This window comes from Desulfovermiculus halophilus DSM 18834, assembly GCF_000620765.1.
GTDB classification, from domain to species: domain Bacteria; phylum Desulfobacterota; class Desulfovibrionia; order Desulfovibrionales; family Desulfothermaceae; genus Desulfovermiculus; species Desulfovermiculus halophilus.
Window position 1 is genome coordinate 12,892 of record NZ_JIAK01000025.1, and the last position, 23,085, is coordinate 35,976.

At 60.0% G+C, this 23,085-nt stretch carries 22 protein-coding genes; 14 read left to right on the top strand and 8 right to left on the bottom strand.

What is annotated here, in order from left to right:
* Positions 1–24 precede the first annotated feature (24 nt).
* Complete coding sequence (locus N902_RS0111605) at positions 25–765, top strand: arginase family protein (protein ID WP_027371068.1); 741 nt, start codon at positions 25–27, stop codon at positions 763–765.
* A gap of 68 nt (positions 766–833) precedes the next feature.
* On the opposite strand, the gene clpA is transcribed toward N902_RS0111605, so the two are convergent.
* The 3 genes from clpA to N902_RS0111620 all read right to left on the bottom strand — a co-directional run bounded on the left by clpA (position 834) and on the right by N902_RS0111620 (position 4,172).
* Entirely contained in the window at positions 834–3,071 is a 2,238-nt protein-coding gene (gene clpA / locus N902_RS17620; protein WP_034622658.1) for an ATP-dependent Clp protease ATP-binding subunit ClpA, read from the bottom strand.
* Position 3,072: 1 nt separating this feature from the next.
* Positions 3,073–3,381 (bottom strand): ATP-dependent Clp protease adapter ClpS, encoded by a 309-nt coding sequence (clpS, locus tag N902_RS0111615; RefSeq protein WP_027371069.1) that lies wholly within the window; start codon positions 3,379–3,381, stop codon positions 3,073–3,075.
* A 170-nt stretch (positions 3,382–3,551) separates the two neighbouring features.
* Positions 3,552–4,172, bottom strand: coding sequence for a class IV adenylate cyclase (locus N902_RS0111620; RefSeq protein WP_027371070.1), 621 nt, complete (start codon positions 4,170–4,172; stop codon positions 3,552–3,554).
* Between the two features lie 326 nt (positions 4,173–4,498).
* On the opposite strand from N902_RS0111620, the gene N902_RS0111625 reads away from it, so the two are divergent.
* Positions 4,499–5,179 (top strand): NUDIX hydrolase, encoded by a 681-nt coding sequence (locus N902_RS0111625; RefSeq protein ID WP_027371071.1) that lies wholly within the window; start codon positions 4,499–4,501, stop codon positions 5,177–5,179.
* 68 nt (positions 5,180–5,247) lie between these two features.
* Here the strand turns inward: N902_RS0111625 and folE2 are convergent, their stop codons facing one another.
* The 3 genes from folE2 to N902_RS0111645 form a co-directional block, all read right to left on the bottom strand.
* Positions 5,248–6,018, bottom strand: a complete 771-nt coding sequence (folE2, locus tag N902_RS0111630; protein ID WP_027371072.1) for a GTP cyclohydrolase FolE2 — start codon at positions 6,016–6,018, stop codon at positions 5,248–5,250.
* Positions 6,019–6,438: a nickel-responsive transcriptional regulator NikR gene (gene nikR / locus N902_RS0111635; protein WP_027371073.1), complete on the bottom strand. Its 420-nt coding sequence runs from the start codon at positions 6,436–6,438 to the stop codon at positions 6,019–6,021.
* A 747-nt stretch (positions 6,439–7,185) separates the two neighbouring features.
* Entirely contained in the window at positions 7,186–7,494 is a 309-nt protein-coding gene (locus N902_RS0111645) for a hypothetical protein (RefSeq protein WP_027371074.1), read from the bottom strand.
* 165 nt (positions 7,495–7,659) lie between these two features.
* On the opposite strand from N902_RS0111645, the gene N902_RS0111650 reads away from it, so the two are divergent.
* The 6 genes from N902_RS0111650 to N902_RS0111670 all read left to right on the top strand — a co-directional run bounded on the left by N902_RS0111650 (position 7,660) and on the right by N902_RS0111670 (position 13,697).
* Positions 7,660–8,775 carry a hydrogenase small subunit gene (locus N902_RS0111650; protein WP_051564542.1) on the top strand — a complete coding sequence of 372 codons (1,116 nt, stop codon included), beginning with the start codon at positions 7,660–7,662 and terminating at the stop codon, positions 8,773–8,775.
* Positions 8,776–8,791: 16 nt separating this feature from the next.
* Positions 8,792–9,727 carry a hydrogenase 2 operon protein HybA gene (hybA, locus tag N902_RS17625; protein ID WP_034622659.1) on the top strand — a complete coding sequence of 312 codons (936 nt, stop codon included), beginning with the start codon at positions 8,792–8,794 and terminating at the stop codon, positions 9,725–9,727.
* Positions 9,728–9,924: 197 nt separating this feature from the next.
* Positions 9,925–11,070, top strand: coding sequence for a Ni/Fe-hydrogenase cytochrome b subunit (gene hybB, locus N902_RS0111660; RefSeq protein WP_051564543.1), 1,146 nt, complete (start codon positions 9,925–9,927; stop codon positions 11,068–11,070).
* Positions 11,071–11,202: 132 nt separating this feature from the next.
* A complete protein-coding gene (locus N902_RS0111665) occupies positions 11,203–12,903 on the top strand; it encodes a nickel-dependent hydrogenase large subunit (protein ID WP_027371077.1) in 1,701 nt (566 codons plus the stop codon).
* A gap of 129 nt (positions 12,904–13,032) precedes the next feature.
* Positions 13,033–13,200 (top strand): hypothetical protein, encoded by a 168-nt coding sequence (locus tag N902_RS19750; RefSeq protein WP_153304206.1) that lies wholly within the window; start codon positions 13,033–13,035, stop codon positions 13,198–13,200.
* Positions 13,197–13,697 (top strand): hydrogenase maturation protease, encoded by a 501-nt coding sequence (locus N902_RS0111670; RefSeq protein WP_027371078.1) that lies wholly within the window; start codon positions 13,197–13,199, stop codon positions 13,695–13,697. The genes N902_RS19750 and N902_RS0111670 overlap by 4 nt, the downstream gene beginning before the upstream one ends.
* A 30-nt stretch (positions 13,698–13,727) precedes the next feature.
* Here the strand turns inward: N902_RS0111670 and hypE are convergent, their stop codons facing one another.
* Complete coding sequence (gene hypE, locus N902_RS0111675) at positions 13,728–14,732, bottom strand: hydrogenase expression/formation protein HypE (protein WP_027371079.1); 1,005 nt, start codon at positions 14,730–14,732, stop codon at positions 13,728–13,730.
* A 14-nt stretch (positions 14,733–14,746) separates the two neighbouring features.
* Entirely contained in the window at positions 14,747–15,847 is a 1,101-nt protein-coding gene (gene hypD / locus N902_RS0111680; protein WP_244147415.1) for a hydrogenase formation protein HypD, read from the bottom strand.
* A gap of 167 nt (positions 15,848–16,014) precedes the next feature.
* On the opposite strand from hypD, the gene N902_RS0111685 reads away from it, so the two are divergent.
* The 6 genes from N902_RS0111685 to N902_RS0111710 all read left to right on the top strand — a co-directional run bounded on the left by N902_RS0111685 (position 16,015) and on the right by N902_RS0111710 (position 22,877).
* The gene (locus tag N902_RS0111685) at positions 16,015–16,695 is read left to right on the top strand and encodes an HD domain-containing protein (RefSeq protein ID WP_244147416.1); all 681 of its coding nucleotides are present in this window, start codon (positions 16,015–16,017) and stop codon (positions 16,693–16,695) included.
* Positions 16,658–17,572 (top strand): D-alanine--D-alanine ligase family protein, encoded by a 915-nt coding sequence (locus N902_RS0111690; protein ID WP_027371082.1) that lies wholly within the window; start codon positions 16,658–16,660, stop codon positions 17,570–17,572. Before N902_RS0111685 ends, N902_RS0111690 begins: the two co-directional genes overlap by 38 nt.
* Positions 17,573–17,877: 305 nt before the next feature.
* The gene (locus N902_RS17630; protein WP_051564544.1) at positions 17,878–19,179 is read left to right on the top strand and encodes a 3-deoxy-D-manno-octulosonic acid transferase; all 1,302 of its coding nucleotides are present in this window, start codon (positions 17,878–17,880) and stop codon (positions 19,177–19,179) included.
* 381 nt (positions 19,180–19,560) lie between these two features.
* On the top strand, positions 19,561–20,526 hold the full coding sequence (locus N902_RS0111700) for a hypothetical protein (protein WP_027371083.1): 966 nt from the start codon (positions 19,561–19,563) through the stop codon (positions 20,524–20,526).
* Positions 20,527–20,538: 12 nt separating this feature from the next.
* A complete protein-coding gene (locus N902_RS0111705; protein WP_027371084.1) occupies positions 20,539–21,330 on the top strand; it encodes an ADP-ribosylglycohydrolase family protein in 792 nt (263 codons plus the stop codon).
* A gap of 2 nt (positions 21,331–21,332) precedes the next feature.
* Positions 21,333–22,877, top strand: coding sequence for a bifunctional GNAT family N-acetyltransferase/carbon-nitrogen hydrolase family protein (locus N902_RS0111710; RefSeq protein WP_027371085.1), 1,545 nt, complete (start codon positions 21,333–21,335; stop codon positions 22,875–22,877).
* The last annotated feature ends 208 nt before the right edge of the window (positions 22,878–23,085 follow it).

Here is a 23,085-nt window from a genome sequence, read left to right on the forward strand (position 1 = left end):
CAAACCGAGCAACAGGAGGGGACCATGCACATTGTATTTCACGAACGCTACCGGGAAGTCTACGCGTCCGATCCGGCCGCGGCCAAGGGCAGGCTGGATCATGCCGCGGCCCATCTCCACAACCAGGGGCACACCTGGGTAACCCCGGAGCCGGCCACAGAGGAGGATATCCTCCTGGTGCACACCAGGGAGCACCTCCAGCGCATCCAGCAGCGCCCGCAGCTCTATGAACTAGCCCTGCTGGCCGCCGGCGGGGCAGTGACCGCAGCCGAACTGGCCTGTTCAGGGACCCAGTCCTTCGGGCTGATCCGGCCCCCGGGGCACCATGCCAGCGTGGATTCCTGCTGGGGGTTTTGCTGGTTCAACAACATGGCCGTGGCCATGCAGGCCATGCGCAGCAAGGGATTGGTCAAAACAGGCGTGATTGTGGACATCGATCTGCACTTTGGGGACGGAACCAGCGGTTTCTACGCCCAGGATCCGCAAATAACATATCATCACTTGAACTCTTTCTCCGAATTGGAGCAGATACTGGCGGCTCAGGCAGAGTGCGATCTTGTCGGCATCTCCGCGGGTTTCGACCGCCATCTGGAGGACTGGGGCGGTATCCTCAGCACAGAGGACTATACCCGGATAGGGAAGATGATCAAGGAATTTGCCGACCTGCACTGTCCAGGCAAGGTCTTTTCCCTGCTCGAAGGGGGCTACAACCACCATATACTGGGGCCGGCCATCCAGGCCTTGATCACCGGCTTGGAACCATAGCAAACAAGGGCGGCCACGCTCAGACGCGTGGCCGCCCTTGTAAAGACGTTGTCACGTATGCCCACGGCTCAGGAGTAGGAGAAGGCCAGGGCTTCCTCTCCTTCTTCATCCTTGGCGGTGTCCACCGTGACCGTTCCTCCCTTCTGCAGGGAGCCGAACAGGAGCTCATCCGCCAGCCTGTCCTTGATCTCGCTCTGGACCACCCGGGACAGGGGCCGGGCCCCGTAATCCGGATCAAACCCCTTCCTGGCCACCCAGGCGGTGGCCGCCGGGGTCAGCTCCACCTTGACCTTCTTCTCCCGCAGCTGCTCATTGAGCTCAGTGACGCTCTTGTCCACGATCCGCTCCATCAGCTCCGGGGAGAGGGCGTTGAAGGGCACAATCCCGTCCAGGCGGTTGCGGAACTCGGGGGAAAAGTGCTTTTCCGCAGCCTTGACCCCCTTCTGGGCCCTGTTCGTGGCCTTTTCCTGGCCAAACCCGATATTCTGGCTGCTCATGTCCCGGGCCCCGATATTGGAGGTCATGAGCAGGATGACGTGCCGAAAGTCCGCCTTGCGGCCGGCGTTGTCGGTCAGGGTCGCGTAATCCATGACCTGGAGCAGGATATTGAACAAGTCCGGATGGGCCTTTTCTATCTCGTCTAAAAGCAGCACGCAGTGCGGCTGCTTGCGGATGCTGTCCGTGAGCAGCCCGCCCTGATCAAATCCGATATAGCCGGGAGGAGCGCCGATCAAGCGGGCCACGGCATGCTGCTCCATGTATTCGCTCATGTCGAAACGCTGGAAGTGAATCCCCAGGCGATCGGCAAGCTGCCTGGACAGCTCGGTCTTGCCCACTCCGGTGGGACCGACCAGCAGGAAGTTGCCCACCGGCTTGTTCGCCTCCCGCAGACCGGCCCGGGAGCGCTTGATGGCCTGAGCCAGGAAGCGGACCGCCTGGTCCTGGCCGAAAATATACTTCAAAAGATCGCCTTCCAGGTTGTGCAGCTTCTCCCGATCCGAGCTGCTTACCCGTTGGATGGGGATCCTGGCCATGCCGGCCACCACGTTCTCGATGTCCTTGGGCGTGATCTGCTTCCGCTTGCGCTTGTGGATGTCCAGGCTGAGCAGGGCCCCGGTCTCGTCCATGACGTCGATGGCCTTGTCCGGCAGATACCTGTCCGGGAGGTGCCGGGCTGTGAGCTCAACCGCGGTCTTCAGGGCCGTCTTGGTGTACTTCACCCCGTGGTGCTCCTCGTAGTAAGGGCGCAGCCCTTCCAGGATGGCCACGCTCTCGTCCTGGGTGGGCTCGGGCACATCGATCTTTTGAAACCGCCTGGATAACGCACGGTCCTTTTCGAACAGGTTCTTGTATTCCTCGTAAGTGGTGGAGCCGATGCACCGCAGCTGCCCCGAGGCCAGAACCGGCTTCAGGATATTGGAGGCATCCATGGATCCGCCGCTGGTGGCCCCGGCCCCGATCACGGTATGGATCTCGTCGATGAACAGGATGGCCCGGCTGCCCAGCTTGCACAGCTCGTTGATGATCCCCTTCAGCCTGGACTCAAAGTCCCCCCGGAACTTTGTTCCGGCCAGGAGGGCCCCCATATCCAGAGCATAGATCTCAGTATCCAGAAACGGATCGGGCACCGTGGCCTCGGCAATGCGCAGGGCCAGCCCCTCGGCCAGCGCTGTCTTGCCCACCCCCGGATCTCCGACGAACAGAGGGTTGTTCTTCCGCCGCCGGGAGAGGATCTGAATGGTCCGCTCCAGCTCCTGGCTCCTGCCGATCAGGGGGTCGATGTCCCCGCATTTGGCCCGCTCGGACAGATTCTGGGTATATTTCTGCAGGGAGGTGTTCTTCTCCTTTTGGCAGGAGGCGCACCCCTCGGTCTGCTCTCCGGCCTTGCCGTGGGAGATGTACTCCAGAATGTCCAGGCGATCCACGCCCTGGGACTTCAAGTAGTACACCGCATAGGCGTCTTCCTCATCCATGACTGCGGCCAGGAAGTCACCGAGCTCGACCTTCCCTTTCTCCGCGGACTGGACATGAACAATGGCCCGTTGCAGCACCCGCTGAACGCTCAAGGTCTGGATCACTTCCTTGGCCTGGCCCTGGGGGTAGACCTCCATGTGCTCCACGAAGTAGCGCTCCAGCTGATTCCGCAGCCGGCTGACGTTCACGCCGCAATTATACAAGAGATTCTTGCCCTTGGTGTCCAGCAGGTAGGCATAGAGGACGTGTTCCAGGGTAAGAAACTCATGATGCCTGCTGCGCACTTCGCGCACAGCCAGGGCAAATATCTTTTCCATATCCCGACTCAGCATATCATACCTCTTCCATTGTGCATTTGAGTGGATATCCTTCTTCTTTGGCCATCTTATGTACTTGGGCCACTTTGGTTTCCGCCACCTCAAAGGTGTACACACCGCACACGCCGGAACCGTTGCGGTGCACGCTGAGCATGATCTGGATGGCTTCACCTTCGGACTTGCGAAACACGTTTTTCAAGACCTGCACAACAAACTCCATGGTCGTGTAGTCGTCGTTGTGCAGAACAACCTTGTACTGTGGGGGCTCCTTGACTTCCTGCTCAGTATCCGATTCGAGTTCAGGTCGTTGCAGCCGATTGCTCATCCAACGCTCCCGCTTCCGACATGTCTTGGCCTGCGATCTTTTTGTTCATCATGTATATCCATTGTACGAGATAATAATTCCTGATACAAGGGTGTAAAGGCTCACAGGGCAAAGATACAGCTATTTCAGTAAAAAACCCTTGGTTCGTAGTCGCTCAGGGGGCTGAACGTTTACCTTGATTCAGCCCCTTTCTCTACTTCGGCTCGAATCGCGGCCTCTTCCTCCGGGCCAAAGACAAAGGACTCCTCAGGCGGGAGGCGGTTTGCCGCCCGCCATTGCTGATGCAGGTCAAAATAGCTTTTCCCGCTCCACTCCTGGGGAGACAGGCCCAGGGTCCGGGCCTGAGCCCAGATCCGGTCCGGCTCCCCCTCGATCTCCACATAACGGCCGAAGGGCAGTCGATCCAGGCACACCTCGCAACCTCCGGCCTGCCATTTCTCCCTGACTTTTTGATAGGCAAAGACCACCTCATACCCCAGGCTGAGCAGCAGGCTATGCATGCTCCCGGGATCAACGACCTGAGTCTGGGTCTCCTCCCAGGTCTTGACCTGAGAGGAGACATGCCCCGGTGTCTTTGCATCCCCTGGGGACTGCTTCAGGCACAGGACCGCCTGCCTGGCCTCCCGAAGGCGGAGGAGCTTGCCCCCTGCCCGCAGGTGCCGGCCCGGAGTGTCATAGACCCGGTTGTGCTCAAAAACCCGGTGCACGAACCGGGCCTTGTTTTCCTCCAGGATGGGTCGCAGGCGGTCGAAATCCGAACATGCAAACTTGACTTCCTGTTCCAGGCTCATAGGATATATCCTTACAGTAGACATCGACAACAGAGGTTCTTCGACGTAGCGTGTGGAGTTCTGGAGTTTGCCATCTCTTCTGTGTGCCCACTTTCGGCCCGGTATTTTCTAAGCCTTGCCAAAGGGGGATCCCTGCCCCATCCCGGCACTCACGTGCAGATCACTGCTTTCTGTGTGATTAAAGCTTATCATACACGTGAGTGCCGGGTGGCGGGACCAAGAAATTGTGCGGGCCTGCCGCGCAAGGCACACAGAAGAGACGACAAACTCTTATAGATGCAATTCCACTTTCTGGGTCCAAGAGCCCGACAACACAGGGGCTGGACATGAAGCACCAGGATCTCGAGCAGCTGCGGAGCCGATTGCCGCGGCATCCCAACATCATGGGCAAAAGCAGATACCTCAATGCCGCCGTGCTCATTCCCCTGATTGAGGTAAACCGGGAGTACTCCTTCCTCTTCCAGAAACGGGCGGCCCATATCCGCCAGGGCGGCGAGGTCAGCTTTCCAGGCGGGGAGTTTGAGCCGGAGAACGATCAGTCCTGCCGGGAGGCGGCCCTGCGCGAGGCTGAAGAAGAGCTGGGGATCTCCAGGGACAGGATCCATATCCTGGGCCGCCTGGACAAATTTATCTCGGCCCGGGGGGTGACAGTGGACAGCTTCGTGGCCACCTTGGACCTTGGCTCCCTGGATGACCTGCACCCGGACCGCAACGAAGTGGAACGCCTGTTCATGCTCCCGGTGTCTTTTTTTGAGCACCATCCGGCCTGCACGTATGAATTGGAGCTGGAGATCAAGCCCTGGTCCAAAAGCGAGGGAAGCAAAGAGATCGAGCACCTGCCGGTGGATGCCCTGGGCCTGCCCGCCAGATACAAAAAGCCCTGGCCCGGTCTGGCCCACAGAGTCCTGGTCTATCAGACTCCGGAAGAGGTGGTGTGGGGATTAACCGCGGAACTGGTCAACGAAGTGATCACCCTGCTGCATGAGGGCACCAGGGCTCCGACCTGAACCGAACCCAATGCCCCCCGGACGCATACCCGGCCCGCAGGGCTGCCATGCCCTTCGTCCGCCCCCGGTCAGTTTTCCTTCTCAATGCAGGCATAGGCATTGTGGTCGTGGATGGACTCAAAGCTCTCCACTTCCGCCTGGAACCAATGGATCAAGGGATGCTCCTTGAGCCGGGTGGCTACGTTTCGGACCACGTCTTCCACAAAGGCTGGATTGTCAAAGGCCGACTCGGTGACGAACTTCTCGTCCACCCGCTTGAGCAGTGAATAGACCGGAGAGGAGGCCGAGCCCTGGGCGATCTGGATCAAGTCTTCGAGCCAGAGAAGCCCGTCGAACCTGGCCTTGATCTTGACCATGGCCCGCTGACTGTGGGCCCCCTGGGAACTGATGGCCAGGGAACAGGGGCACACGGTCATCACCGGGACATTGACGCTGACATACATGGTGGGTTTCCCGGCCTCCAGCTCTCCGGAAAAGCTGCACACATACTGCATGAGACTGGGGCTGCCGCTCTGGGGGGCCTGTTGGGCCAGAAAGAAGGGGAACTCAAAGGTCAGATGCGAACGCCTGGCTTCCAGCCGGACCTGGACATCCTCCAGCAGCTGCTTGAAGCTGTGGTAGTCCAAGACTCCGGTCCAGGCCTGCAGGGCCTCCAGGAACCTGCTCATGTGGGTGCCCTTGAACTGACTGGGCAGATCCACGTACAGATCCACCTGGGTCACTGTGTGCTGCACGCCGTCATTCTTGTTCCTGACCACCAGCGGATACCGCAGTCCCTTGACCCCTACCCGGTCAATGGGGATATGCACCCCTGAAGGGCTGTTCTGTACATCTTGCATCTAGCTTAGATCCTTTCCTGTAGTGGACAAGCTCAACTTTCCGTGCTTGATGCCCCTGGTGGATGTCAAGCGCCGGGCGACGGAGCGCACATCCTTGACCGGACCGCGCAGCACGAGAACCTCCATACAGTTGTGGGCGTCAATGTGCACATGCAAAGAGGTGATTATGATGTCCAGGGCCTGATGCTGGATCTCGGTCATCTTCTGGGCCAGATCGCTCTGATGGTGGTTGTAGACCAGGGTCAGGGTCCCGGTGACCTCCTGATTCTGATCCTCCCACTCCTTTTGGACCAGCTCCTTGCGGATCAGGTCCCGGATGGCTTCAGACCTGGTCTGATAGCACCGCTCCTCGCAAATCTTGTCGAAACGCTCCAAGAGATCGGAGTCCAGGGAAACTCCAAACCGGATGGTCTCACCCATTGCACACCCTCCTTAACATAGCACCGCGCTTCAGCAAGCGGTTTCGCCTCCCCTTCCTACCAACAGCTGCCCCAAGAGTCCAGGCGGAAATGACAGCCATTGAGGCCCATGTCCCGGTTGGGATAATCCAAATCGAAATCGGGATCGAAATCGAAAGAATACGTCATTCGGTGCAGGAGGAACCCGGCTCTTCGACACAGGAACTGGAATAGCATTCTTTATCGTTCCCACGCTCCGCGTGGGAACTTCTTCCGGACGCTCCAACGTCCACCAAAAAGACCGCAGAGCGGTCAAAAAAGCTCCCACGCGGAGCGTTGGAGCCATAAACAGGCCTCAGAGGGCGAATGATTATTCGCCCCTACACCCCGACTCGCCAGATTCTTGCTGGATCAAGGTGACGGCTTCTTGCTGATGACAAATATATGATAACAGATAGTTGGGATACTCCAAATCGAAATCGGTATCGATATCGGTATCGAAATCGAAAGAATACGTCATTCGGTGCAGGAGGAACCCTCAGCTTATGGATATCGATCCCGATAGCGATTTCGATCCCGAAGAAAGAAAATCACAACAATCGGATGCACTGGACGCCCATTCTTCGCCCCAGTAATCCTCAGCGTTGGCAGCTGAGAACAAATTCCGGCCAATATATTGACGCCCTCTCCAAACCGAGGTACATCTAATATAAGGTTAATTCATTTTTTTGAATTGCAATCTTGTGAAAGATGTGTCAAAATATTATCTTCACAGGCGCTGCACTTTTTGCACAATTTTCCCTGCGAAAACAAAGGGAAAAGTCTTGATTGAGGCAGGCACACCCTTTCGGTCAGGCAAGTGCATCTTGTGCGAAACGAAAACCCAAAACACACTTACATACTGCTTGTGAATATAATAACAAATCCACATGCCTGCCAAGGCGCAGGCAGGCTCGGGCTGACGAAGCATGAACATAATACTGCATCGAGATTTTGGCTCTTTTCCGTCATTCCCGCCCAGGAACGTCATCCCGGACTCCGATCCGGGGCCAGAATCCGGTTCTTTCTGTATGGTCATGACGAGCCACGCGTCCCGCGTGGTTGCGATGTATCCAGAAATCGGGGCCGGGCAATAGTGAAACGACGGAAACGGCACACGGCTCTTATCTTTCGCTGTAGCGCCAATACTTTATAGGAAAATCAGGATGTTAGAGCATTATTTTTCTACAAAAAAGGGGGCAATATGAAAGACAGTGATTTTCAGGCGGTTAAGGATCGATTGGGCGACGTTTCCAGACGAGATTTCATCAAGTTCTGCTCTATCATGGCTGCGGGCATGGGCCTGCCCCTGAGCGCTGGGAAAGATCTGGCCGCGGCGGTCACCGACCCCCAGCGTCCGCCGGTCATCTGGCTCTCCGGCCAGGAGTGCACCGGATGCACCGAATCCCTCCTCCGTCCCTTTCATTTGACCCTTGAGCACCTCATCCTGGATCTCATCTCCCTGGAATACAACGAGACCCTCAATGCCGGCGCGGGCCACCAGGCTGAGGAACACAAGGAGAAGATGATCGAAAAGCACGCCGGAAAATTCATCCTGGTCATCGAGGGCGCGATTCCGACCAAGGACGACGGGATTTACTGCCAGATAGCCGGACGGCCGTTCGTTAACATCGTTCAGGAGACCGCGGCCCAGGCAGGCGCGGTCATCGCCATCGGATCCTGCGCGGCCTGGGGCGGGATTGCCGCAGCCGAACCCAATCCCACAGGAGCCAAGGGCGCCCCCCAGGTCTTGACCGACACCACTGTACTCACTGTCCCGGGCTGCCCTCCGAACGCCTACAATTTCGTGTCCACTGTGGCCTACTTTTTGACCTACAACAAGCTTCCGGCCATGGACGCCAAGGGCCGCCCCAAGTTCGCCTACGACCGGCTGATCCATGAAAACTGCGAACGCCGTCCCCATTTCGACGCCGGACGGTTTGCGGAAAAGTTTGGGGACGAGGGACACCAGAAGGGCTGGTGCCTGTACAAGCTGGGCTGCAAGGGGCCGGTCACCTACAACAACTGCTCCATCAAGGGATTCAACGATGTGGATACCTGGCCGGTGGATACCGGACACCCCTGTTTTGGTTGCAGCGAGGCCGGAATCGGCTTCCATGTTCCCCAGTTCACCCAGGCCGACTTGACCCGGGAGAGCCTGATCACTCCAGCCGCCACTCCGGCCGGAATTGAGTACGAGCGGGGAGGCGGGATCTCCGCAGCAGCGGCGGGCCTGGCTGGGGCAGCTGTCGGCGCGGCCGCCGGGGCAACCGCCGTAGCCGCGGGCAAGCTCAAATCTTCAGACGACCAGGACTCATAACACGGGGGAATGAAGAATGAGCATTAAACGGCGAGATTTCTTAAAAACTGCCGCCGGCAGCAGCCTGCTCCTGGCCGCCGGGACCTCCACCGCCTGGGGCGCTTCGGCCCAGGACGAGCTGCCCCCCAAGGCCCTGGGCATCCTCTACGACTCCAATCTGTGCATCGGCTGCCAGGCCTGCATGACGGCCTGCAAGCGGGCCAACGACATGCCTGCCGAGCACTCCGGGCCCAACTCCATATGGGACAACCCCCTGGACCTCTCGGCCAAGACCCTGAACATCATCAAGATGTACACCTCCGGAGAGGAGCAGGCCTTTGTCAAACGCCAGTGCATGCACTGTCTGGAGCCAGCATGCGCCGCCGCCTGTCCGGTCTCAGCCCTGCGCAAGGACCCCGAGACCGGGGTGGTCACCTACGACAAGGACGCCTGCATCGGCTGCCGCTACTGCCAGATAGCCTGTCCCTACAACGTGCCCAAGTTCGAATGGGACGATCCCTTTCCCCAGATCCAGAAATGCCAGCTCTGCGACCATCTGTACGATCAGGGCCGCTACGCCGCCTGCTGTGAGGCCTGCCCCACCGGGGCATCCCTCTTCGGCCCGGTGAAGGACCTGCAGGAAGAGGCCCAGCGCCGGCTGCTCATGGAGCCCGGCCGGTACTACGAGTTCCCGGTCAATCACATCCAGAAGGGAAGCGCGGTCCGGCACCGGGCCAAGGCATACGTAGACCACATCTACGGGGCGCAGGAGCTGGGCGGGACCCAGGTCATGCTCCTGGCCGGGACCGATTTCCAGAACCTCGGCCTTCCGGAACTCAAGGCCACCTCCTATGTCCGGGACCTGGAAGGGATATCCAAGGGGCTGTACAAGTATATGCTCTACCCTGTCGCGGCCCTGGGCGGTTTGCTCTATGTGGTCAAAAAGCGGGGCGGGCATGACGAGAGACCCTAGTTGCACATGTATTAAACCGCATTCTCTCTCCAGCCAGGGCGAGATCCCGGAAGTGATCCCCGTTATTGCCCGGCTGCTTGAGGGAAAAGGCCTGCTTTCCCGGACAGGACTGCATGCCCGTTTCCTGGAATGATACCGGATAGAGCCTGCGGGAAAGGCCAAAAGTACCGACAACTTCTTTGATACAGGAGTACACTATGGCAGAAGCACGACCAGCCGGAGGACGGGTGCTGACGGTTCCCTTTGTCATTGGGATTGCCGTCATCCTCATCGCCGGCATATACATGGCAAAGCGCTTTATATACGGCCTGGGCCCGGTCACCGGGATGAACGACGGCTTCCCCTGGGGGCTGTGGATCGCGTATGACGTAAACGTGGGCACCGCCTTCGCCTGCGGGGGATACGCCATGGCCGTGCTCATCTATATCTTCAACCGCTTCGAGTACAGTCCGCTGCTCAAGCCGGCCATCCTGACCAGCATGTTCGGCTACATCCTGGGGGGATTCTCGGTGTTCATCGATATCGGCCGCTACTGGCAGATGCACAACGTCTTTCTCCCCTGGCACGCAAATGTCCATTCCGCGCTTTTTGAAGTGGCCCTGTGCATCGCCACCTACTGCCTGGTCCTGCTCATCGAGTTCGCCCCGGTGGTTTTCAAGCGCTACCCGATCAAGGATCTGGAGACCAAGCTGAACCGGATTCTTTTTGTCTTCGTCGCCCTGGGCATGCTTCTGCCCACCATGCACCAATCGTCCCTGGGCAGCCTCATGGTCCTGGCCGGCGCCAAGCTCTCCCCTCTGTGGTGGAGCAAGCTCTTGCCCCTGTTCTTCCTTATGGCCGCCATGCTCCTGGGCTACGCCATCGTCATCTTCGAAACCTCCCTGTCCAGCCTGCGATTCAACACCCCGCATGAACTGAAGATCGTGCGCAGGCTGTCCAGTATTGTTCCCTGGGTCCTGGGCGTGTTCATCCTGATGCGCATCCAGGACATCAACGCCCAGGGAGCCCTGGGACTGGCCTTTCAGGGCGATCTGGCCGGAAACATGTTCTTGATCGAGATGGGTCTTATGCTTGTGGGGCTCTTGCTCATCGCTCTTCCCGGCAATCGGCAGGACCCGACCAAAGTCCTCTGGTCCGCCCTCTGCATCCTGCTCGGGGTGGGGCTGTACCGTTTCAACGCCTACATCATCGGCTACGACCCGGGCAACGGCTGGCATTACTTCCCGGCCGTCGGAGAGCTGATGATCACCCTGGGCATCATCGCGGTGGAGATCCTGGGCTATTTATGGATCGTGAAACGATTTCCGGTCCTGGCCCTGCCGGAGAGACCCCAAAGGGCATAGCCCCGGAAACACGCTTTATCCGGGCCGACGGATTGCCCGGCCTTTAGAAATCATCAGGACGCCCGCGGCAGCCTCCGAATCTGATCTGCGGCAGACAACTGATCACTCATGACCGTTTCAAGGAGCAGCATAATGGCCAAGCGAATCACAGTTGATCCCATCACCCGTATTGAAGGGCACCTGCGCATTGACTGCGAAGTGGACAAGGGCCTGATAAGCAACGCCTGGTCCTCAGGCCAGATGTGGCGCGGAATCGAGGTCATCCTCCAGGGCCGCGACCCGCGGGAGGCCTGGCTTTATACCCAGCGGATCTGCGGCGTGTGCACCACGGTTCACGCCATTGCCTCGGTCCGGGCCGTGGAAAACGCCCTGAACCTGGAGATCCCCTTAAACGCCCAGCTCATCCGCAACCTGATCATCGCCGGGCACGGCATCTTCGATCATCTGGTTCACTTCTACCACCTCTCGGCCCTGGACTGGGTGGACATCGTATCCGCCCTGGACGCCGACCCCAAGGCCGCGGCCAAGCTGGGACAGCAGCTTTCCTCCTGGCACCGGAACAGCGTCAGCGAGATGACCGGAATCCAGGACAAGCTGAAGAAATTCGTTTCCTCCGGACAGCTGGGCATCTTTGCCAGCGGCTACTGGGGGCATCCGGCCATGAAGCTTTCCCCTGAGGTCAACCTCCTGGCCGTGACCCATTATTTTCAGGCCCTGGAGTACCAGCGGAAGATCAATCAGATTGTGGCCGTTTTGGGCAGCAAGACCCCGCACATCCAGAACCTGGCCGTCGGCGGGGTGGCCAATCCCGTGGATCAAGACAGCCCGGCCTCCCTGAACATGGACAAGCTGTACCAAATCAAGAGCCTGATCACTGAGATCGATGCCTTTATCAAGCAGGTCTATCTGGTGGATGTGGCTGCTATCGGCGCCTTCTACGCCGACTGGACCGGGTACGGAGCCGGAGTGCTCAACTACCTGAGCGTCCCGGACATGCCCACGGACACCAAGGGCGAATCCTTCATGCTCCCGGGCGGGTATATTCCCAATGGAGACCTGGGATCCTTCCGGGCCGTCAATTCCTTCACCGACGAGTTTTTCGAGCAGAACGTCAAGGAAAGCATCAAGCATTCCTGGTATCAAGGGGACTGGGACCGGCATCCCTACAAGGAAGAGACCGTGCCCGACTACACCGGCTTTGAGGATCAGGGCAAGTACTCCTGGATCAAGGCCCCGAACTTCCAGGATCAGCCGGCTCAGGTCGGCCCCCTGGCCAACGTAATGGCCATGGTCGCAGCCGGGCACAAGCCGACCCAGGACTACCTGGACCTGGCCTTAAACACCGCCGGCTCCCTGGCCGGGACCACCATCCCGGTTCAGGCCCTGCACTCAACCATCGGCCGGCATGCCGCCCGCGCGGTCCGGGCCGCGGTGCTCACCGACACCCTGTCCCAGAACTGGAAGGCCCTGGTGGAAAACATTGGCTCCGGAGATACCGAGATCTGCAACCAGCCCCAGTTCCCCAAGGGCGAAATCCGTGGATTCGGCTTTCACGAGGCCCCGCGGGGAATGCTCTCTCACTGGGTGGTCATTGAAAACGGAAAGATCGCCAACTATCAGTGCGTGGTCCCCTCCACCTGGAACGCCGGTCCCCGGGGGAAGGATGACCAGCTCGGCCCCTACGAGGCCTCCCTGGTCGGAAACCCCATTGCCGACCCGGAAAAGCCCTTGGAGGTCCTGCGCACAGTGCATTCCTTTGATCCATGCATCGCCTGCGCCGTGCACATGATGGACCAGGAGGAGCAGGAGATCGTCAAGGTCAAGGTGCTGTAGGGAACGAGACGCCTTGGGCCCCTCTCAATGATGGCCCCAAGGTATGTGCTGGGATAATCCAAATCGGGATCGGGATCGGGATCGAAATCGAAAGAATATGTCATTCTGTGCAGCAGGAACCCCCAGCTTATGGCTATCCATCCCGACCCCGATAGCGATAGCGATTTCGATCCTGAAAAAAGAAAATCACAACAATCGGATCACTGGACGCTCATTCTTCGCGCCAGTGATCTTCAGCAATATCCAGGCCGGGTTTTGCCCGGCCTGGATATTAATACGTCATCAAAGAGACTATGACCCAGACATCACAGCCGAATATCCTTATTTTGGGCGTGGGAAACGTCCTCCTCTCGGACGAAGGGGTGGGAGTGCGGACCATCGAGCAGCTGGAGCAGCGTTACCTCTTTCCGGCCCAGATCGATCTCCTGGACGGGGGAACCAGCGGCATGGAGCTCCTGCCTGCCCTGGACACAAGAACGCATCTCTTTATTGTCGATGCGGTGCATCAAGAGGACCTGCATCCGGGCGGCATGATCCGGGTGGACCTGAGCCGATCCCCGGGGTACTTTCGGAACAGGATCTCCCCCCACCAGCTGGGCTTGAGCGAGGTCCTGGCCGCAGCTGAGATGAACGACTCCTTGCCTGGGCATATCACCCTTTTCGGCATCCGGCCCAAAAGTCTGGAAACCGGGCTGCAGCTTTCAGAAGAAGCCAGACAGGGTATGGAGGAAGCCATCCAGGCCATTGCCGCTTCCCTGCATGAGCTGGGGATGAAGCCTCAGCCGCGGGAATGACCGGGACTGTCCGCGGGATCAAAACCAGCGTCAGCAGATCCTGGGCAGCTGCTCCCCCTCCAGCATGTGCACCAGCCGCTGACCGCCGATAGCCGTATTCAGGACCACCCGCCCCGCCTGGCCCTGGATCACCCGGCCGACGATCTCGGCCCTTTTGCCCAGTGCATGGCTGCGCATGGCCTGCAGGGCCTTTTCGGCCATATCCTGGGGCACAATGCAGATCATCTTGCCCTCATTGGCCAGAAACAATGGATCCAGACCCAAAAAGGAACACCCTTCCTCCACGCCTGGACTGAACGGAATCCTGGACTCCTCCAGCTCTATGCACACCCCGGACTGCTCGGCGATCTCCTTGATCGTGGTGGCCAGGCCGCCTCTGGTTGGGTCGCGCAGGACATGCACATCCCCCACCGCCTGCATCACATCGCTGACCAGCCCGTTCAGCGCAGCGGAATCGCTTTCCACCGGGGTTCGGAAGTTCAGCCCCTCCCTGTGGGCCAGCACGGTCAGACCGTGGTCGCCCATGCTCCCGTTGACCAGCACCGCATCCCCTGGGGCCGCCCTGTTTCCCTGGGGCGGGGTCCCTTCCCCCAGCTCGCCCAGACCGGTGGTGTTGATGAACACCTGATCCACCGCCCCCCGGGGGACCACCTTGGTGTCCCCGGTGGCTATCTGCACCCCGGCCGATTCTGCGGCCCGGGCCATGCTGGCCACGATCCGCTCCAAAAGCTCCAGACTGAGCCCCTCTTCCAGGATGAATCCGCAGCTCAAGTACCGGGGCACGGCACCGCACATGGCCACGTCGTTCACTGTGCCGTGCACGGCCAGGGAACCTATGTCCCCGCCGGGGAAAAACAGGGGGGTTACGGTGAAGGTATCCGTGCTCATTGCCACCCGGCCGGACAGATCCAGGCAGGCGGCATCGTTTAAGGAGGACAAAACGGCATTGCCCAGATGGCGGACAAAGACATCCTTGATCAAACGCTGGGAGGCCAGCCCCCCACTGCCGTGATCCAGAAGTATATGGGTATGCATATTCGACTCATCTCTCACATTCCATACTTAAACACCGCGGCGCAGCTGCCTTCAGTGGAGACCATGCACGGCCCGGCTGGCCGGGACGGCGTGCACCCGGCCCCAAAAAGGGGACACTGCCGGGGGTGCAGCTTGCCCTTGAGCACCTCGCCGCACCGGCAGCCCGGCGGCTCCCTGTCCTCTATGTCTTCCAGCCCGAACCGCTTCCAGGCGTCCAGGCCGCTGTATTCAGGGGCCAAATAGAGGCCGCTGTCCTCTATCCTTCCCAGCCCTCTCCACTGAGCCGGGCCGGAGTCGAACACCTCTTCCAGCACGGCCTGGGCGGCCCGGTTGCCCTGGTCCTTGACCGCCCGGGGGTAGGCGTTGATCACTTCCGGCTTTTGTTTTTCCTGCTGCCGGACCAGGGAATACAGGCCCATAAGGATATCCGCGGGCTCGAATCCGCTGACAGCCGAGGGGATCCCAAACTCCCGGCCCAAAAAGGAGTACGGCCCAAGACCGATCACCGTGGAGACATGTCCGGGGAGGAGCAGGGCATCCACGTCCAGGTCCCGGCCGGCAAGCAGATGGCCAAGCGCCGGGGGAATCCGCTTGTGGCAGGAAAGGAGGGAGAGATTGTCCAGTCCATTCTGTCCGGCCTGCTTGACCACCGCGGCCACGGCCGGGGCCGTGGTCTCGAACCCCACACCCAGAAAGACCACCTCCTGGTCCGGATTGGCCCGGGCCAGCTGCAGGGCTTCAGCCGGTGAATAGCATATCCTCACGTCCGCACCCCGGGCCTTGGCCTGCTGCAGGCTCATTCCCCGTGAGTCCGGGATACGCATCATATCCCCAAAGGTGAGCACAATCACCCCCGGGATGCGGGCAAGGGCGATGCAGGCGGCGATTTCCCGGGCATGGGTCACACAGACCGGACATCCCGGGCCGGAGACATGCTCCACCTCCGGGGGAAGCAGGGAGCGCAGGCCGGATCTGTAGATCGAGACCGTATGGGTCCCGCAGACCTCCATGAACCGAAGCCGCCCGGTCAGGGCTGCGCGTATCCTGTCCGCCAGCTCCCGGCACAAGCCGGGATCGGCATAGCCCTGCATTCTCGTATCCCCCCTGGTCTCCATTGCACGCTCGGCCCAGCCAATAAAGTCACGGCCCATCAATTCAGAAAGTGGATTTTCATTCCCAAGAGTTTGCAAACCTCGGAAAACTCCATAGCCCGAGTCCGGGAACCGTCCACTACCCCAGGCAAGTCTCCCTCGTTCCGGGGCCTTTACTTTTGGCACAATCTATGGCTAAAGTCCAGAAACCCAAGGCATTGCGCACGAGCCCTTGCAACGCACAACCGGCAACCGGCACCGCCATGTCCGCTTCCAGCTCATCCATCTCCATCCCTTATCCAGCTGTCAACTGTGGCATGGTTCCGGACGATGCCCAGTGCAAGAGATGGTGGCACACGTACGGGATGCTGGAAAATGTTGCCGTTCACAGCCTGCTGGTCGCTGGAATCGCATCCTGGATCGGGCACCGGGCAAAGACCCGGGGTCTGGAGATCTCCGAGCAGACCCTGCGCGCGGCCGGCCTGCTCCACGATCTGGCCAAGACCTATACCGTGCGTCACGGTGGCAACCACAGCCAGCTCGGAGCGGCCTGGGTCATGGCCCTGACCGGAAACCCGGCCATCGCCCAGGCAGTGAGGCATCACGTCATGTGGCCCGGTCCCCTCGACGTGCGCACTCACTTCGTGCCCCTGGTCATCATCTATGCCGACAAGCGGGTCAAGCACGACCAGATCGTTACCCTGCAGGAACGTTTCTCCGACCTGTTTGACCGCTACGGAATCAACGAGGCCAGAATTGCTTCCATGAACCGCTCCTTTGCCCAGGTAGAACATATTGAAGGCGAGCTGAGCACCCTCCTGGAGGTCGACCTGCATGCGTATCCTTTTGATAGCCGGGGGATGGTCCAATGAACGGGATGTCTCCTTAAGCGGCAGACAAGCGATTCACACCTCCCTGGAACGCCTCGGGCACCAGGTGGTATTCTTCGACCCCGCCGTCCAATTCCACCGCCTGCCGGAAATGGCCCGGGACGCCGACTTCGCGTTCATCAATCTGCACGGCTGTCCGGGCGAAGACGGGCTGATTCAGGCCCTGCTCGACCGCCTGGGATGCCCCTATCAGGGCTCCGGCCCCAGCGGTTCACTTCTGGCCCTAAACAAGGCCGCAGCCAAGGAGCTCTTTGTCGGCTCCGGGATCCCTACTCCGAATTGGGAGTTCCTTCCCCGGACCCCGGAAGGGGGATGGACCTGCGGACTGCGCTTCCCCCTGTTCCTCAAGCCCAACAACGGGGGCTCCAGCCTGGACATCAGCCATGTCCACTCCCAGGAGCAGCTCGCCGATCTGCTCCCCCCCCTGTTCTCCAAGGGATGCGAGGCCCTGCTGGAAGAGGCTGTCTCCGGACAGGAGATCACCTGCGCCGTTCTGGGTTCCACGGCCCTGCCCCCGATTCTGATCCAGCCGGCGGACTCCTCCGGTTTTTTCGACTATTTCAGCAAATATACCCCCCAGGCGGCCCAAGAGATCTGTCCGGCGCCCATATCCGGGGAGCTGACCTCCCTGATCCAGGATCTGGCCGTACGGGCCCACCAATGTCTGGGCCTGTCCGGATACAGCCGGGCCGACTTCATGGTCCGGGACAACCAGCCCTACCTCCTGGAGGTCAACACCCTGCCCGGAATGACCGCCACCAGCCTGTTTCCCCAGGCTGCGCAGGCCGTGGGGCTGTCCTTTGAGCAGATGGTGGCCGAGCTTATAGAGCTCGGGAAAAATGGCTCTTCGACCCAGTAAGTGGAATTGCATACACAAGAGTTTGCCGTCTCTTCTGTGTGCCGTGAGCGGCAGGCCCGCACATTTTCTTGGTCCCGCCAAAAGGGGGAAACCAGGCACTCACATGCATGATATGCTCAGTCCATCTGAAGGCAATGACCACCATGTGAGTGCCCGGAGAGGGCAGGGATCCCCCTTTGGCGGGGCTTAGAAAATACCGGGCCGAAAGTGGGCACACAGAAGAGATGGCAAACTCCAAAAATCCACAGGCTACGTCGAAGAACCGGAAAAAAGACCCGGCATAAGCCGTCTTTGGATCACACGTTATGTCCCACATATCCCAGGATGCCCACATCCAGCCCGCAGGACTGCCGGCCGGCTATAGAGCCGGACTCGGCCTGTACTCGGCCTTGTGGTACGCCGCCCTGCCGGCAGCCATGCTCTCCAAACGCCTCCGGTCCGGCCTGGGGCCCAGACTGCGTTCCCGGCTGGAACCTCGGGAGACGGACGTCTGGATCCAGGCGGCCTCAGCAGGAGAATGCACCCTGACCACAACCCTGCTCCAGGCCTGGCCCCGGGAAGCCCCCCTGACCTGCCTGGCCACGACCAACACGCCCCAGGGAATGGGGGTTCTGCGCACCTTTTCCCCTCCACAGCACATGCTGTTCACTCCAGGATACGCTCCGCTGGACACCACGGCTCGAGTCCGCAGGGCCCTCGCCGCCCTGCGGCCCCGGGTAGTCGTCCTTCTGGAAACCGAGCTGTGGCCGAACATCTTGGCGGCTTGCGCCAGACAGCAGGTGCCGGTCATACTCCTTAATGCCCGAATGACGCCGAAAAGCCTGAGCTGGTACAGCCGATTCCGGGATCTGGCCCAGCGGATCAGGCCCCGCCGGATTCTGGCTGTGGACCGGGAGCAGGCCGACAGGTATGCCTACATCTTTGGTTCCCTCAACGTGCAGACCATGCGCAACATCAAGTTCGACCGCTGGGCTGGAATGCAGGAGCCCCTGCCCTATGTGCACAACCCCCTTTCCGGGGTGTTCAAGCCCCAGGCCAGACTGGTGGTGTACGGCTCCGTGCGCCGGGAGGAGGAATCCTCTCTGACCCCGGTCATCGCCAGGATGGCCGAGGAGCACCCCAAAGCGGTGCAGGCGGTCTTTCCCCGGCATATGCACCGTATCCCGGCCTGGAAAAAGGCCTTGCAGGAAGCCGGACTGAGCTGGCAACTTCGAAGCCAGACCCTGGAGGCCGTTCCCCAGGGCCGGGTAGTCCTCTGGGACCGCATGGGCGAGCTGGAGGCGGCCTATGCTTTGGCCAGGGCGGTCTTCATCGGCGGCAGCCTGGCCCCCCTGGGGGGACAGAACTTCCTGGAGTCTCTGGGCCAGGGGATCGTACCCTGCACCGGACCCTGGTGGTCCAATTTCTCCTGGGTGGGCCGGGAGATCCTGGATCAGGGGCTTTTGACCCAGGTCCGGGGCCCTGAAGAGCTGTTCCAGGCCCTGTCCCGCTCCCTGCGCACATCCCCGTCCAGGGACAAGGTCTTTGAGCGCTTCACCCGCTACCTGGACCAGCGCCGGGGAGGGGTGGACGATGCCCTGGCCGCCATAAGGCAGTATATGCCCTGACCACGGCCACATGCCGATTTATATATAAACACACATGCCTGCCAAGGCGCAGGCACGCTTGCGCTAACGAAGCATGCAAACGGTTTCGATACCGATACTGACTGGGAGTGGCTACCCAAACGGATCCTGATAATGCTGAGGGTCACTGGCGCGAAGAATGAGCGTTCAGTGCATCCGTTTGTTGCGATTTTCTTTCTTCGGGTTCGAAATCGCTATCGGGATCGGGATCGATATCCATAAACTGAGGGTTCCTGCTGCACCGAATGACATATTCTTTCGATTTCGATACCGATCCCGATTTCGATTTCGATTTCGATTTCGATTTGGCTTATCCCAACTATTAACTAATAACAGTTCTTCATATAAACACAACGATTCTCTATGCTTCGCTACGCAGCCATCATTGTCGGCGCCCTGGCCCTGGGCGTCTATGTCCTTGTCCTCGCGGCCAGGGGCAACATCTCCGGCCGTTTTCGGACCGTGAGTCTGGTCCTCCTGGCCCTGTTCCTGCTCCTGGCCGGAATCGGTCTGTACACCACCCAGACCCGCTACTCCGTGCAGTCGGTGCAGGAGGAGTACTCCTCCCGCCAAGGCGAGATCCTGACCCGGATCTCCGAGCTCTACTCCCAAGAGGACTACTCCCGGGCCAGAGAGCTGGCCGAGAAGTACCAACGGGTCAACGACCCCAGGCTCGATGCCTGGTATCGGCGGAGCAGGGAGGCTGAGCTCACGGAGCGGATCGACACCCTTCCGGATACAGCCTACGAGGAGCGTCTGGCCATCTGGGAGGAGCTGTACAAGCTGACCTCCAAGGAGGAGTACGCCACCCGTTTGCGTGACGCGCGCTCCACATGGCGCAAGTCACAGGAAGAGCTGCTCACAAAGCGCATCAATGCCCTTCCCTCCAAAGCCCTGGCCCAAAAGGCCCTGGGATACGAGCTGCTTATGGAGCTCAACCCGGGACGCGTTCTTTACAAACAGCGGCACAGGGCCTATGTTCAGCAAATGGAGGCCAGGATCCAGGACACGCCCTGGTCCAATCTCTGCGCGTCCAGGACAATGGATCCCTGCCGGCATGTTGGGCACAGGGTGGAATCCGTCCAGGGACAAACCGGGATCAAGGTCCAAACCGCTGAGATCTGCGGCGTTAGCTGGCGTCCGAAAGGGACCCTGATCAGCAGGGACGGACAGACTGCCCCGGAAAACGGGACCTATTTCCTGGTCCATGACTGGGATACGGATATGATCGTACTCATCAACACGGCCTATGTCCGGGTCAGCCATCCATACCCGGACCTCTCCACCCGGTTGGTCTCCATCCCCAATGCACCGCAACAATCACAGTGAGGTTGGCAGACGATGCTAGGCGCAATCAGCGGCGACATCATTGGGTCCAGATTTGAGGCCCGGCCTACGAAAAGCAAGGATTTCGATCTGTTCACCCAGGACTGTCGGTTCACCGACGACAGCGTGCTGACCATCGCCCTGGCCGACAGCCTGCTCAACTCTGTGCCCTACAGCCAGAACCTGAAGACCTTTTACGCCCGCTATCCCCATGCTGGATACGGGGGCACCTTTGCCGTCTGGGCGGCCTCCACCCAGACCGATCCCTACTACAGCTTCGGCAACGGCTCGGCCATGCGGGTCAGCCCAGTGGGCTGGTTCTTCAGCGATGAGCAGACAGTCCTGGACCAGGCCCGGGACAGCGCAGCTGTGACCCATGACCACCCGGAAGGGATCAAGGGAGCGCAGGCTGTGGCTCTGGGCCTCTTTCTGGCCCGGCAGGGCCGGGATAAGTCCGAGATCAGGGACCGGCTCCAGGATGGGTTCGGCTACGACCTGCAGACCCCTTTGGAACGCATCAGGCCCGGGTACAGCTTCGACGTCACCTGCCAGGGTTCCGTGCCCCAGGCCATAACCGCCTTTTTGGAATCCACTGACTTTGAAGACGCGGTGCGCAACGCCGTATCCCTGGGCGGGGACAGCGACACCCAGGCCTGCATGGCCGGTGCGCTGGCCGAAGCCTACTACGGCGGCATCCCCCCGGCTATTGCCGAGCAGAGCCTGCATCGGCTGGATGAGTTCCTCCGCCGTCTGGTGTACGCCTTTTACGCCTCGGTCATACCCAACCAGGAGCTGCCCCAGATCTGACTATGAACGAAAACCAGACTTTCGAGCAAACCGAGCACAGGCTCAACCTGCGCACGCTGCAGGTCTCGGATTTCCAGGACATGATGGAGATCATGGAACGGGTCTACCGGGTCATGGGCGAATACTGGACCCAGGAGGAGTTCTCCTCGCACCTGATCCGCTTTCCCGAGGGCCAGATCTGCATCGAGGACAAGGGCAAGGTTGTGGCCGCGGCCTTGAGCCTGATCATCGACTTCTCCAAGTACGGAGAAAGTCACACCTATCGCCAGGTGATCGGCGAAGGGCATCTCAAGAACCACGATCCGGACGGCGACTATCTGTACGGCATCGAGGTCTTTGTCCATCCCGACTATCAGGGCCTGCGACTGGGACGGCGGCTGTACGACGCCAGAAAGGAGATCTGCGAGAACCTGAACCTGAAGGGGATCCTGGTCGGAGGCAGAATCCCGGGGTATCATGCATACTCCAAGGAAATGACTCCCCAGCAGTACATCCAGATGGTGAACAACAAGGAGATCCACGACCCGGTCCTCTCCTTTCAGCTGTCCAACGACTTCCACATCAAGAAGCTGATCCCCAATTACCTGCCCGAGGACAGGGAGTCCTTCGGCTTTGCCGTGCTCCTGGAATGGAACAATATCTACTACGAGCAGCGCCAGCCCCTGATGGGCGGAAAGAAGACCTACGTCCGCCTGGGGGCCGTGCAGTGGCAGATGCGCCTTTTTGAAGATTTTGACGACTTCACCCAGCAGGTGGAGTTTTTCGTGGATACCGTGGCCCGGTACAATGCGGACATCGTCCTTTTTCCCGAGCTGTTCAACGCCCCGCTGATCTCCAAGTTCGACCAGGAGCACGCCTCCGAGGCCATGCGCTCCCTGGCCGACTACACCGAGCCCCTGCGCCAGGAGCTGATCAACATGGCCCTGGCCTACAACATCAACATCATCTCCGGCAGCGTTCCGGAGTACCGGGACAACCAGCTGTTCAACGTCTGCTTCCTCTGCCGCCGGGACGGGACCTGGGACAAGCAGTACAAGCTGCACATCACCCCGGAAGAGCGCCAGAGCTGGGGCCTGCGCGGCGGAGACACCCTGACCGCTTTTGAAACCGACGTGGGCCGGATCGGCATCCTTATCTGCTACGACATCGAGTTTCCGGAGCTGTCCCGGATCCTGGTCGATCAGGGCATCAACATCCTCCTGGTCCCCTTCTGGACCGACACCAAGAACGCCTACCTCCGGGTCCGCCGCTGCGCCCAGGCCCGGGCCATCGAGAACGAGTGCTATGTGGCCATCTCCGGAAGCGTGGGCAACATCCCCAGGGTGGAAAACATGGATATCCAGTACTCCCAGGCGGCCATCTTCACCCCGTCCGACTTCGCCTTTCCCCACGACGCTATCGCCGCTGAGGCCACCCCGAACACGGAGATGACCCTGATCGCCGACCTGGACCTGGATCTGCTCAAGGACCTGCGCCAGACCGGCAGCGTGCGCAACATGCTCAACCGCAGGCTGGACTTGTACAACCTGACTTGGGTCAGGAGGTGATGGAGGGGCTGGGTTATAAGTTATCAGTTATCAGTTATTAGTTGTCTCTTGACAGCACAACAAGGACAGATCGTGATTCCAAGGCTTTGTTCCCCGGACCGCCAGGCGCCTGCCTGGCTCTTTCAAGACGTGATCACGGCAGAACGCAAACTGGAATAAATATACGCCAAGCCCCCGGACAAGGCGGTTACCGTCCCCCCTTGAGGGG